Source organism: Cohnella boryungensis (assembly GCF_042651945.1).
Taxonomy (GTDB): domain Bacteria; phylum Bacillota; class Bacilli; order Paenibacillales; family Paenibacillaceae; genus Cohnella; species Cohnella boryungensis.
Map to the genome: position 1 here is coordinate 16037 of NZ_JBHSED010000017.1, position 12742 is coordinate 28778.

A 12742-nucleotide genomic window follows, 5' to 3' on the forward strand; every position below is an offset into this window, starting at 1 on the left:
TCAAGCCCGCCCGTTCATGCCTGATGGCGAACGGGCGGGCTGACTGTTTCCGCTCTATTTAGTTCAACCGCTTGGTCGCGAAGATCTACTTCGCAAACCGATGCGTCCCGAAGGTCGCTACCGTATCCAGGCCGGACCAGAACGCTCCCTTGGTCACTCTCGGATTATAGAAATAGACGGCATCCTTGATGTTGTTCTTTCCGTTCAAGGCATCCTTGGCGGCCCGAAGCACGCTTGCATTGGGCACGCTCTTGTCCAGCAGCCCATTGTGGGCGACCGGGAATTGCTTGCCCGAATAGATGACGTCCCTGATTGTATTCGGGAACCGGGAGTCCTTCACCCTATTCAGCACGACGTTCGCTACGGCAAGCTGTCCCTCATAGCTCTCATAGCCCGATTCGACTTGCGTCAGCTTTGCCAACAGCAGATAGTCCTTCTCCGTATACGGCTCTGCCTTGTTATCGAAGATTGAAGGAATAACGACCTGTAACTTCGCTCCCGGCTTCAACTCGGCGGAGCTCTTCAGCTTGTTGCGCTCCAGAAGCGCAGACTTGCTTACGCCGTACTGCTCGCTGATCTCCGTCAAGCCGTATTCCTCCGTTACGACGGCCGGCTTCACCGAGTCGAGCTCGGCCAATTGGGCCTCCGCATCCCATTTGACGTCGGCATGCAGCAGCTCGGCGACATTGCGAAGCGGAATATAGATGCGGCCCTCGGCCACAAAAGGAGCGACATCCATCCGATAGCGATCGTCGTTGAAGTATACGACGGGAACTCCGTTGCTCAGCACGATTTCGTCCCCATGTGCGGTATGGATCGTTACAGCCTCATTGTCCGAATCCCAGACGGTCTTCGCGCCCAGGCGATTGGCCAGACTGGCGACGGGCAGAAACAGTCTTCCGTTGGAAATCCGCAGCGGATCGGCCAGCTTCACCTTCGCTCCGTCGATCTTAAGGGTAACCTCTGCCGCTTCGCCGTCCGCTTGCTCTGCGGAGACGGTCGCCGCCGGGAGCAGCCCGCACAGAAGAATAAACGCAACAATCGGTCCGAGCATTTTACCTCTAATCCACCTGGCTTGAACTCGCATAGCAACCTCCCGATAATCGTTAAGTAAAAATATACCACAACCGGGAGCGCTTGCAGGATTAACATTTTCACACAATTCGGGGGATCAGCTCGTCGTCAAGACGCTTTGACGGTCACCCGCCACAATCGCCCACACCGTCTTGTTCTCATTATCGCAGTAAGCGAAATCCAGCACAAACAGCCGATCGCCATCCCCCTTGCCCATAATGAAAACAATCTTGAAAATTTACAAACCAGGCATTCAGAAAGGGGGGCTGCCCGTCCGATATTAAAATCATACACCTACTTCAGTCATAAGGAGAAGTAAATATGCCCTCAAAAAGTCCCAATGGTTTTCGTTCTTGGCTCGCGTACGGCTCCCTACGTCAAACCGCCGGCCGAATCGTTCTATCCACATTGCTGATTGTCGTTGTCTGTGTCGCCGTTCTCTCCTACACGTTCTACACCCCCGCCGCCTCGGAGGTTCGGAGCAAGTCCGAGCAGCAGATGCAGCTAACCGCCCAACTGATCGCCTCAGATATGGATGCCAATCTGAATGAGAAAAAAGTCGCGATGCAGCTCATCGCCGAGCACGGATCGGAGATTGCGGCGAATCGACAGCAGCAGCTCGACTTCATTGTCGGCGCCCAGAAGCAGCATCCCGAATTCGAATCCATCTTCTTCTCCCTCGATCTGACGGGGGCTCACGCGGTCAACATCAAGGGTATCGACGTAGACTTGTCGGACCGGGATTACATCCGCTTGGCCCAGGAAGGCAAGACTTTCGTGTCGGACCCCGTCATCTCCAAAACCAATAACACCATGGTGGTCATTATCGGCGCGCCGCTGAAGAAAAATGGCAAGACACACGGCTTCTACGGCGCTTCCTATCCGATCGGCCCCGCTGTCGAAAGCGTCAGCACGGCCCGGTTCGGCGAAACCGGGGGAGCCTTCATGACCCTTGGCGACGGAACCTTCCTCTCTTACAAGGACGAGTCTTATATATTGGCCAAAAAAATATCAGACCTGGGAAACCCCAAGCTGGATGAAGCGCTGGCAAGCGCGAAGCAAGGCAATCTCCAAGCCTTTACCTTCACGGAAGACGGCTCGGACAAAATCGGTTATATGAGCGCGGCCGATTCCGGGTGGTTCATCACGCTGTACGCGGACGAAAGCGAGATTCTGCAGTCGGTGAACGAGCTGCTCAGCTTGATTCTCACTGTGGGCGCATGTATTTTCGTCTTCTCTATTGTCTTGAACCTGCTGATTGTCCAGCGGATCGTCAAACCGATTCGCCAGCTTAACGAAGGCATCGATCTGCTTGCGAAGGGAGATCTCACCTATCGCATTCCCGTCAAGGGCAACAGCGATATCAGCAAAGCCTTGCGCTCCTATAACGCCGCCGGAGAGCAAATGCATCTGATGATGAAGGATGTTCGGAGCTTGTCGGAGGAGCTGACGGAATCGGCCAAGCATTTGGCGGACGGAGCCGAGCAAGGCGCGCAAGCGGCGCAAAACATCTCCGGGGCGATTCAAGTAGTCGCCGAGAGCACGGAGCGTCAAACGTCCAGCGTCCAGGACGGCAACGGCGCGGCCGAGAGCATCGCCGCACAGGTGGACGGCGTAGCCGCTCACAGCGCCGATGCGGCGTTGATTGCTTCGGAGGCTTCCCGCTTGTCTGACGAGGGTGCCGCTTCGATGGAGCAGCTGTCCGGGAAAATGGGCGAGATGGAGCAAGGCATTGGAGAATTGTCCAATACCATTCACACGCTCAGCGGCTTATCGGTGAGAATCGGCGACATCGTCACCGGGATTAGCGAAATTGCGAGACAAACCAACATCTTGTCGTTGAACGCCTCGATAGAGGCTTCTCGTTCCGGAGAATCGGGCCGAGGCTTTGCCGTCGTAGCTGCGGAGATTCGCAAGCTGGCCATGCAGTCCATGGAATCCACCGAGCAGATTACGGGATTTATAGAGAACGTTCAATATGAGATTGAACGAACGCGGAAAGCCTCGGAGAAAACCGTAGATCAGGCTGCCGGCGGCAAGCAGGCGGGCGAGGAAGCGAAAGAAATGTTCGCCCGCATTCGCTCCTCGATTCAACAGGTCGCCCAAAGCATCACGGGCGTATCCGCTGCTGCGGACGAGATTGCGACTGGAACGAACAAGCTGGTTGAATCGATACGTCTAATAGCCGATTCCGCCACGGAGACGTCGGCAGAGTCGGAGAACGTCTCGGCTGCCGCACAAGAGCAGATGGCTTCTCTGGAGGAGATCGCCTCCTCTTCCGTGGAGCTGGCCAACAGGTCCGAACGTCTGCGCAACCAGATTTCGAAGTTTACGCTATAAGCCCAGCTTCGCGCCCGATACGACAAAGCCGCGCTCCGTTCGCCCTGACTTCAGGGGATCGGAGCGCGGCTTGTTGCTTTCGCGGGATCGGACCATATATGCTTCGTATCTTGCCAACCGGGTTGAATCTATCGGCCGACTCTTACAGGGAGCTCAGGGTCGGTCAGATCATAGGTTATCGGTCTGGCATACACGTATTGCTTGGTTACGGGATCGTAGGCATACACCTTGAAGCTTAGCTCGGCCTCGGGCAATCCGCCCGGTATGACAATGGACAGCTTGCCCGTCGTCATATCCGTGAAATCGAATATTTCTTCCTCATCCTCTTCCGTCGTCCAATAGACGCTGTACTTCAGCCTTGCGGCCACCTCCCGAGTGGCGGAGCCCGCTTCGAAAGTCAGCCTGTGGTCGATCTCTCCGTCTTCAGACTCCAAAGCCTGAATTTTCGTCAGCTTAGGCTCCTTAAAGACCAGCGGCTTCGGATCCTTAAGACCGCTAAGGTTCAACCAGTAGCGTCGTACCGCCCCCAGCGTCATGACCGAAGGAATTTCCTCGTTCTCGATTTCTCCATAGAAGCCTATGCCGTCTTTCGTTTGAAGGGAATTCACCATGCTCAGCTTGGCGGTCGGAGAACCGAACAAAGCCATGTAATCATCGGCCATAATCTCCCCCGGGTCCCAGTAGTGGGTATAATCGGGATCGGAACCGTCGTCCGTGAACAATACCGGATAGCCTTTGATTCCCCGGATGGCCGCCCATCTTGTCGTCGGGTCGGTCGGCAGCTTATGCTCTTTATGGATCATCCAGTAATAAGTAAAATGATGCCCGTATTCGTGGCTTAGCGTTGTGGACATGCTCTCGACGGTTCTATTTTCATTCGCGCCATAAAGAATAATTTCCGTCGGCTCGTCCATCATGATGTCGGACTGATCGTCCTCCGTCCAGGAATAGCTCATATTCGCAACGCCCAGCTCGTTCTCGCTATCCTCAGCGGACAGAACAACCTTGCTTAGGTAGTCAAGCTCCTCGCCGTGCATATTCTTCAGCAGCTCCGCGTACAAAGCCTTCAGCTTCGCCTGATTCCAATGCTTGCTGTAGCTGACAAACTGAATTCGCTCCGGAGAGGTGTATGCGGCTATCGGTTTGCCCGAGGCCGCTTCCGCGGAAGGACTCGATACTCCGCTGACCAGGCTGAACGCCAAAGCGAACAGGGCCAGCATCAGGGTCATTCGCATTCGCAATCGTAATTTAGTCAAAATTATGCGCCTCGCCGTCTGATTAGGTTGTCGTTTATCCTTATATCGGCAATTCTCGTTCGTTAATGAATCTGCTATGAAATCCAGGCATCCAGATCAATAACCTTGACGTACGTCAACAATCCGAGAATCAGAGATGCAGCTAGAAAGATAGCAAAATACCATTTTGTAAACTTGAAGCTCACGCCATGGCCATCCCACCATATCCGAATGTAAATCCCAATGCCTATCAGCAGGACGCAGACAAAAACAATAGCCGCATTAGTCACCCTCACACACCCAGCCTCTCCGGTATCCTTAATTCATTTCTTTCCTATCCTAGTGCAAGCCGTCGTGGAATCTCCATACCCCTTAAGGAATATTTTAGCTCTCCCGCACACGGATCAAGGCCGCAAGGCATATCTACCTCTATAGAGGTATGGCGTTTTCCCCGAACCGAATTTATGATAGCGATAGCTTCAGCGCGTTAATAGATTCCTTCAGATAGAAAAGAGGAACCGTCATGTCGGAGAGGTCAAGCGGTATTCCTTCGCCCAGCAAGCGGAGGGCATTCCTGATCAACATAATCAGTCACAGTCTCTATATTCTGGCGCTGCCCGTCGCTTTGTTCCTTTCCTTGTTCTCCGTTATGCTCTTCGACGCCCCCGGCTCCGAGAAGCATTGGCCTTCATGGGCTTTATATTATGGTTTGAACAGCTTTCCGTATGTTGCCGTCGCAGCAATCGTGCTAGGCTGGATTTTCTATCGCTTGGGCTTGTACAAGCTTACTTATTTCGTGAATTCCATCCCTCTGGCTATCCTGCTCGTATGCACGGGAGTACTGGTTAGCTTTGATTAATTTCATTACAATAAAGAGATAACGACACAGGAATTTGACGGCAGAGGGGTCTGGAAATGACAGCAAGCAAACCAGGCGATAGCCAAGCGCAGCTCTATGAGTCCGGCAGAACCCTTAGAGAATTTATGAAGCGCCATCCGTCGCCAAGTCCGGAATTGTTTCTCGATCTGGCCAGGGCGATCGCCGCCAGCGTGGAAGCCCTCCATCGAGGGCGCATTCTGCATCTGGATCTAAGGCCGGAGCGAATTCTGATCCCCGCTGCGGGAGAAGGCGCATGCTTGTCGGATTCGGGCTACGCCGTGCAGCGCGGAGCAGAGGGGTATGTTCGTCCGGCAGGGCTGGGCCTGCCCGAGGCGGGGCTGCCCTATTGCTCGCCCGAGAATACGGGCAGAATGCAGCGAGCGATAGACGAGCGAAGCGATCTCTACTCTCTTGGCGTTATTTTCTATGAAATGCTGACCGGGCATCCGCCTTTTGCCGCCGATAATCCCCTCGAATGGGTGTACCTGCACCTCGCCCAGAGCCCCCCTCCCTTGACGAATCAAGGAATGCCGTGGCCCGATGGTCTGGCCGCGATCGTGATGAAGCTGTTGGAGAAAAATCCGGACAACCGTTACCCGAGCGCCGCATTTCTGATTGCGGAGCTGGACAAAATCGGCCGCCCCCCGGATACGTTCGCCGCAGAAGCCGCGTTCCACGGAAGAGAGGCCGAGCTTTCTACTCTTACGCAAGCCTTCTATTCGATATGCCTGGGCTCAACGGAAATGGTATACGTATCGGGAGAAGCGGGGATCGGCAAAACCAGCCTGATCGACGAGCTGTTCCGCAAGCAGCTCCACTCGCGCGACTTCTATTACATTACCGGCAAATTCGAGCAATTCGCCAATGAAAGTCCCTATCATCCTATTATTCAAGCCTTTCGCGGACTAATCCGCCACCTACTGGGAGAGCGGCACGCTCCCTCCGGGCTTTGGCGGACGAAGCTCCACGAGGCGCTGGGCGCGAACGTTCCCCTTATGGCGAGCATGATTCCCGAGATCGGATTGCTGATCGGCGATGTTCCGACCCCTGAAGAGCTTCCCGCCGACGAATCGAAAAAGCGCTTCCTGTATGTCTTTCGAAAATTCGTGAAGGCGCTCGCCACGAAGGAGCGCCCGATCGTTCTTTTTATCGATGATGTTCAATGGGCTAATTCCTCCTCCTTGGAATTGATCCATGCGTTGCTATGCGATGCGGAAGTCCAATATTTGCTGCTTGTCTGCGCCTATCGCCACACGGAAATCGACCGTACCAGGCTGCCGGGCTACGATGCGGATGGGACGGTCTCGAATCAAGCGGTTGTCCGCCATATCCATCTGGCCCCGTTCAGTCTGGAGCAAATGAATCGCCTGGCTGCGGAAACGCTGAGCAACCATGCCGATTCGTCTCTGTCTTTCACGGAATTGCTCTATCACAACTCGGGAGGAAATCCTTTTCACTTCAAGCAAATCCTGCATCGTCTTCAGGACGACCGCGTGCTGCTGTACAATCACCAGAAGCGAGGCTGGCAATGGGATTTGGGACGGATGATCGAGAGGGAATCCAGCTACGCCATATCCGATCTGATGGCGCACAGGCTGCAGCGTCTGTCGGCCGAAGCGCAGGAGCTGCTTCAGGCGGCTGCATGCGTGGGCAGCAGCTTCTCCGTTCGCTTAATGGCGGCCGTCGTCAAGCGGGAGACGGAAGCCACCCTGGCCGATTGGGCCGCAATCGAAGCGGATGGGATGATTGTCCCGCTGGACGCGGGCGAGTACCGCTTTGCCCATGACCAGATTCAGAAGCTGATTTACAGCGGCATGGAAGAGGCCGTGCGGGAGGACTTCCATCTTCGCATAGGCAGAGGGATGAGCGAACTGGAGGAGCGTCTCGGCGAGCCCGCCTTCGAGACGGTGAACCAGTTGAATCGGGGCTCCCGGTCAATTATGGACGCTCGCGAGCGGCGGCAGCTTGCCTCGATGAATCTCGATGCCGGGAATCGGGCGAAGGCCTCCTCGGCTTACGATGTGGCGCTGGGCTATTACAGGATGGGCACCCGGCTCTTATCGGCCAATGATTGGAACGAGGCCTTCGAGCTCATCTTCGAGCTCCATGCCCAGCAAGCGGAATGCGAGTATCTGTGCGGGCACTCGAAATCGTCCGAGCAGCTCGTCGAGCTTCTGCTTGACCGCGCGCGCAACCCGGTCGAGAGAAGTAAAGTCCAGTTGATTCGGATCATGCAGTGCATCAATCAAGGCAGATACCTGGAAGGCACCGCCCTGGGCCTGGACAGCCTTCGTGAGCTGCATATCTTTATCGCGCCAACCCCGGGCAAAGCGGTTCTTTTTCTGGAAGGGCTGCGAATTGAGGCTCTGCTGCGGCAACGATACGATCGGCTCTCGGAGCTGAAGGAGATGTCTGACCCGGAGAAAATCGCCGCGATGAATCTGATCTTCGCAATCGTCGCCTCCAGCTTCTTCACCGACAAGAAGGTTTATTTCCTGATTCTGTGCAGAGCGATTCAGCTGTCGCTGAAATACGGCAACACCCCGGTGTCCGCCGCTATCTATTCCGCATACGGCATGGTTCTGGGGAATTCCTCGGGCAAGTTCGAGAATGGCTATGCCATCGGCAAGGTAGGCGTCGAGCTGTCAGAGCGCTACAATATCGACTCTATCAAGAGCAAAACCTATACCATGTACGGAGGAGTTCTGTGTCAATTCGCCGGCAACGCCCGCGAGGGAGAGAGTTATCTCGCCAAGGCGCTGCGTTGCGGCATGGATTCGGGAGACTACGTGTATGCAAGCTATGCGATCGGAGCGCATGTCAATTCCCTGTACACCCGAGCCTCGCTCGGCGAACTGGCTCGGGCGATAGCCGATTACATGGCGGTTCTCGATACGACCCACGACGAGTTCGTGCGGCAAAATCTGTATCTGTATCAGCAATGGATGCTCGCCCTGGAGGGGCGGACGGCAGCGCCCGATTCGTTCAGCGGACAGGGCTTCGAGGAAGAGACCTTTCTGGCTAGAATCAGCCAGGAGGAGACTTCCTCCACAACCTTGTTTCAGTACCATACCTATAAGGCTCAGCTGTGCTACCTTCTGGGACGGTGGGAGGAGGCTTTCCGCTGGGCGCAGCAGGCGGCGGCCTACGAGACCTACGCCACGCATCTGCCCCACCTTCCGGAGTGCCTGTTCTATAAGTCGCTTGCCGCGTTGTCCCTGAGCGTCCAGACGCCGTTAAGCGCGGCCGGGCGAAGAAGCCTGTCTCGCGACCTTCGGCGATTTAAGCATTGGGCTTCCATAAGTCCCGTCAATTATCGGTCAAGAATGCTTCTTCTGCAGGCCGAGCTTGCGCGCGCCTCCGGTCAGGCCGAATTGGCGGAAGCACGATACGACGGGGCGATCCGCGAAGCGCGCGAGCAGGGCCATCCGCAGGTGATCAGCCTGGCCGGGGAACTGGCGGCCAGCCACTACAGAAGACGCGGACTGTATAAATCCGCGATCGCCTACTTGGAGCTGGCTCTTGAAGGCTACGCGCAGTGGGGAGTTCTATTGAAGTCCAAGCAGCTTAAAGCCCTTCTGTCGAGCTGGGAGAAGGAGAAGTCCGCCGTCCCTGTACCCGGGAAGGAGCAGCTGCCGACAGGCCGGGAGCCTGCCGCTTCAATGGTCGATACGGCAAGCTCCCCGGCCGAGGCGGCAACTGCGGACAGCTTCGATCTGACGGCGCTGCTGAGAACCACTCAAGCCATATCGAAGCAGATGGATATGGACATCGTACTTGCCGAAATCATGAGCACCCTGCTCCAGCATGCCGGAGCAAGCAAGGGAGCTATGCTGACGGAGAGCCAGGACACGCTGCGCATTCAAGCCTACGCGGACGTGGAGACTCGCGCCGTTCCGTTTCCCTCCGAGCTTCAGGACAGTACTCTCCTGCCCGAAGGCATTATCCGATACGTGTTCCGTACGCAGGAGAATGTGCACTATAATGGAGGAGAAGCGAGCTGGCTGAATCATAACCCTTATATGGCGAAGCATCGGCCGCAATCGGCCCTGTGCGTTCCTATAACGGTGCATGGCACCATGCTTGGCGTGCTTTATCTAGAGAACAGGCTGGCCGACGGCGTGTTCGTCTCCGATCGAATGGCCGTACTCCTTGCCATAGCTTCTCAGGGCATGCTTATGTGCGTGCTTCAGAGCGCAAACGAGACGACTTATTCCGGACCCGGCCTAGAGGACGAAACCTCCCCCTCTCCCGGCCGCATGGAGGAGCCGCTTACGGAACGCGAGCTGGAGGTGCTCTCCCTGCTGGCAGCCGGCTTGACCAATAAGGAAATTTCCGATCGATTGATCATTGCGGTCGGAACGGTGAAGGTTCATGTCAAAAATATTTTCGCCAAGCTCAAGGTCAATCGGCGCTTCAAAGCGATTGAGCAGGCCAAGGAGCTTAGATTGCTCGGTCAAGACGAGCAGCGTTCCTTGACATGAAGCCGTCGCCGATCCGAATTGCCGTTCTCCACGCTTAGCTATGCCCGGTCATGGAAACAGCGGCAGTCTCGGACCGAATACCAAGTCCTGGACTGCCGCTGTTTCTATCTGTGCAGGCGCGCTTACCGCAGTTGCCTTCTCAAGTAAGCGTAAACCGTCAACGGGGCGAAGATCGCGATCAGAAGCAGACCGACGCCGATGCCCGCTGCAAGGTCGGCTGCGTCCGCCGTCCCGTGCAGCAGCTCCCTGGTCAGATTGACGGCGATGCTGATCGGATTCAGATCGGTTGCCGTCTTCAGCCACCCGGGCATGGTCGAAGTGTCGACGAGGACGCTGCTGGCGAAAAGAAGAGGATAAACAAGCATCATGCTTGTACCCGATACCGTCTCCGGCCGTTTCACCGTATTGCCGATCCATGCAAACACCCAGCTGACGGCGCAGGCGAAGTAAAGCACGTACAGCGCGGCTGCGGCGGTACCCGCAGCACCGCCGTCGGGCCGAAAGCCGAGCGCAAATCCCATCGTCAGAATGACAAGCAGCGAAACCAGATAACGCAAGCTTTCGGCCGCAATCGAGCCAAGTACGGCCGCCGGCTGCCAGAAAGGCATTGTGCGAAATCGATGGTAGACGCCCTTCGAGATGTCCGTGCACAGCGTCGTGCCGGTGTATACGGTCATCGGCACCACTGTCAGCACCAGAATACCCGGCAGCAGGTATTGAACGTAGGCTGCGACGGATCCGGCCATCGCCCCGCCAAGCAAGAAGGCGAAGATGAGCAGCATAACGATCGGCGACAGCACTGCTTCAACGACGAGGCCAAAGCCGTTGTTGGTCATCTGATACAACGTTCTCCGCATGAACCACGCAGACGCAGTCAGACTGCCCGCGCCGCGCCGCAATCCCCTCTCTCCTGAAGACGAAGTGAGCTTCATGGTGAAGTCTCCCCCTTCCCCCGCGCTGCGGTCAACGCGAAGAACACATCGTCAAGACTTGGATCGCTCAGCATAAAATCGTCGATCGTAGCCGGGCTAACCAGCAGCGCGCCAATTGCGGCGTGCGCCGACGCAGCATGCTGAACCGCCGCTTTCACGCTCGTCCCGTCCTCGCTCGGTTGTCCAATCAGTCCGTGCTCGTTCGCGAGCAGGCGGCAGACGCTGGCCGGATCGCTTCCCGCCCCCAGGCGGATCGTCAGCGTCTTTCCGCCAGTGGAGGCTTTGAGCTGCTCTGGCGTGCCAGAGGCGATGATTCTCCCTTGCGAGATAAAAGCGATCCGGTCGGCTAATCGATCGGCTTCTTCCAAATATTGCGTCGTCAGCAGCACCGTCGTCCCTTGCTTCGCCAGACGGCGAACCGTCTCCCATAGCTCATATCGGCTTTGTGGATCCAGACCGGTTGTCGGCTCGTCCAGGAACAGGACCTCCGGCTGCGAGAGAAGACCAGCAGCAAGGTCCAATCGTCTTCGCATGCCGCCGGAGTAAGCTGAGACCGTACGGTCTCCTGCTTCCGCCAAGCCGAACGAATCGAGCAGTTCGGCCGCCATCGCGCGGGCCTCCTTGAGAGAATGCCCGGAAAGTCCGGCGAACAGGAGCAAGTTCTGACGCCCGGTCAGCCCCTCGTCCAACGCTGCGGATTGGCCCGTGATACCAATCCGCCTCCTAACCTGTCCGGCGTCCGTCGCGACATCGCAGCCGAGGACGCGCGCCGATCCGCCATCCGGCCTCAGCAGTGTCGTCAGCATGCGGATAACGGTCGTCTTGCCGGCGCCATTCGGGCCGAGCAGCGCGAATATTTCTCCTTGCCGGACGGTCAGATCCACTCCTTGCACCGCCTCGTAGGTTCCAAACGATTTCCTCAAATCGTGCGTCTCAATTGCATACCTCATGTCCGCTCCCCGCCCCGTTCATCCAAATTCGCGACGATGCTCCTTCGCCCATTGCGCGAACGTGCGAGCCGGTCGGCCGAGCACCTGTTCGACCGTCGGTAGAACGGTGTAGCCCGCCTCAGGCGTATTGACGGCCATCTGAACGAAAAAATCCACGCTCTCCTCGTCGTAGCCTTGATCCCGCCAGTTCCGCCGCGCCTCCTCCTCAGACAGCTCGACGAACGGAATGCCCCTGTCCATTGCGGCCGCGATCAAGCGCACCGCCTCCTTGCGCGTCAACGCCTCCGGCCCGGTCAGCGCATACGTTCGACCATGGTGCCCGTCCTCCAGCAGCGCCTCGACGGCGACAGCGGCGATGTCTCCTTCGTGTACGCGGGCGCTGAGCGCGTCTCCGTTAAATTCCTGCACCGCGCCGTCCGCACGGATCATCTCTCCCCAATCCGCCAGCACATTGGCCATGAATTCGGCCGGCTTCACCAGCGTCCACTGCATGCGGCCGGCTTGCAGCGTTTCCTCCACCGGGCCCTCCTCGTAACCGACCAACACAACCACTCGTTTCACGCCTGCCGCTTCCGCAAGCCGCACAACCTCCGGGTCCGTATTGAGATCGGCGTTAGGCTCGTCGCTGGAGACGATCAGGAACATAGCCTCTGCGCCCTGCACGGCGGCCTCCAGCGTTTCGGGCTTCATCAGATCGCCCGAGGCGATCGATACGCCTTGCGGAAGCAATCTTTCCGCTCGCTCGGGATTGCGCGTTAACGCTCGCACATTCGCGCCCCGCTTCACCAACAGTTCGGTTACATGCCGCCCTACCGTCCCTGTTGCTCCTGTCACCAAAATCGTCATC

Annotated in this window: 8 protein-coding genes; 3 read left to right on the plus strand and 5 right to left on the minus strand. The window is 56.9% G+C overall.

The annotated features are described in order from the left end of the window. Positions 1–85: 85 nt before the first annotated feature. Positions 86–1087, minus strand: a complete 1002-nt coding sequence (locus ACFO1S_RS11105) for a cell wall hydrolase (protein WP_378126776.1) — start codon at positions 1085–1087, stop codon at positions 86–88. A gap of 308 nt (positions 1088–1395) precedes the next feature. Between ACFO1S_RS11105 and ACFO1S_RS11110 the strand changes: the two genes are divergently transcribed. Beyond that, the gene (locus ACFO1S_RS11110; protein ID WP_204605786.1) at positions 1396–3414 is read left to right on the plus strand and encodes a methyl-accepting chemotaxis protein; all 2019 of its coding nucleotides are present in this window, start codon (positions 1396–1398) and stop codon (positions 3412–3414) included. Between the two features lie 128 nt (positions 3415–3542). Here ACFO1S_RS11110 and ACFO1S_RS11115 read toward each other — a convergent pair whose 3' ends face one another. Next, a complete protein-coding gene (locus ACFO1S_RS11115) occupies positions 3543–4670 on the minus strand; it encodes a hypothetical protein (RefSeq protein ID WP_204605785.1) in 1128 nt (375 codons plus the stop codon). 502 nt (positions 4671–5172) lie between these two features. Here ACFO1S_RS11115 and ACFO1S_RS11120 point away from each other — a divergent pair. Beyond that, positions 5173–5508 carry a hypothetical protein gene (locus tag ACFO1S_RS11120; RefSeq protein WP_204605784.1) on the plus strand — a complete coding sequence of 112 codons (336 nt, stop codon included), beginning with the start codon at positions 5173–5175 and terminating at the stop codon, positions 5506–5508. A 56-nt stretch (positions 5509–5564) separates the two neighbouring features. Further along, a complete protein-coding gene (locus ACFO1S_RS11125; RefSeq protein ID WP_204605783.1) occupies positions 5565–10013 on the plus strand; it encodes an AAA family ATPase in 4449 nt (1482 codons plus the stop codon). A gap of 122 nt (positions 10014–10135) precedes the next feature. Here ACFO1S_RS11125 and ACFO1S_RS11130 read toward each other — a convergent pair whose 3' ends face one another. Genes ACFO1S_RS11130 through ACFO1S_RS11140 form a run of 3 tightly spaced genes read right to left on the minus strand, consistent with a single transcriptional unit; the run spans position 10136 to position 12741 of the window. Beyond that, positions 10136–10945 carry an ABC transporter permease gene (locus tag ACFO1S_RS11130; protein ID WP_204605782.1) on the minus strand — a complete coding sequence of 270 codons (810 nt, stop codon included), beginning with the start codon at positions 10943–10945 and terminating at the stop codon, positions 10136–10138. Beyond that, positions 10942–11895, minus strand: a complete 954-nt coding sequence (locus tag ACFO1S_RS11135) for an ABC transporter ATP-binding protein (RefSeq protein WP_204605781.1) — start codon at positions 11893–11895, stop codon at positions 10942–10944. Before ACFO1S_RS11135 ends, ACFO1S_RS11130 begins: the two co-directional genes overlap by 4 nt. Positions 11896–11913: 18 nt before the next feature. Further along, a complete protein-coding gene (locus tag ACFO1S_RS11140; protein WP_204605780.1) occupies positions 11914–12741 on the minus strand; it encodes an SDR family NAD(P)-dependent oxidoreductase in 828 nt (275 codons plus the stop codon). Position 12742 lies beyond the last annotated feature (1 nt).

Excerpts from the sequence above, each read along its gene's own strand:
- ACFO1S_RS11135 (WP_204605781.1), bottom strand. The coding sequence starts at position 11,895 with ATGAGGTATGCAATTGAGACGCACGATTTGAGGAAATCGTTTGGAACC.
- ACFO1S_RS11120 (WP_204605784.1), top strand. The coding sequence starts at position 5,173 with ATGTCGGAGAGGTCAAGCGGTATTCCTTCGCCCAGCAAGCGGAGGGCA.
- ACFO1S_RS11130 (WP_204605782.1), bottom strand. The coding sequence starts at position 10,945 with ATGAAGCTCACTTCGTCTTCAGGAGAGAGGGGATTGCGGCGCGGCGCG.
- ACFO1S_RS11110 (WP_204605786.1), top strand. The coding sequence starts at position 1,396 with ATGCCCTCAAAAAGTCCCAATGGTTTTCGTTCTTGGCTCGCGTACGGC.
- ACFO1S_RS11105 (WP_378126776.1), bottom strand. The coding sequence starts at position 1,087 with ATGCGAGTTCAAGCCAGGTGGATTAGAGGTAAAATGCTCGGACCGATT.
- ACFO1S_RS11125 (WP_204605783.1), top strand. The coding sequence starts at position 5,565 with ATGACAGCAAGCAAACCAGGCGATAGCCAAGCGCAGCTCTATGAGTCC.
- ACFO1S_RS11140 (WP_204605780.1), bottom strand. The coding sequence starts at position 12,741 with ATGACGATTTTGGTGACAGGAGCAACAGGGACGGTAGGGCGGCATGTA.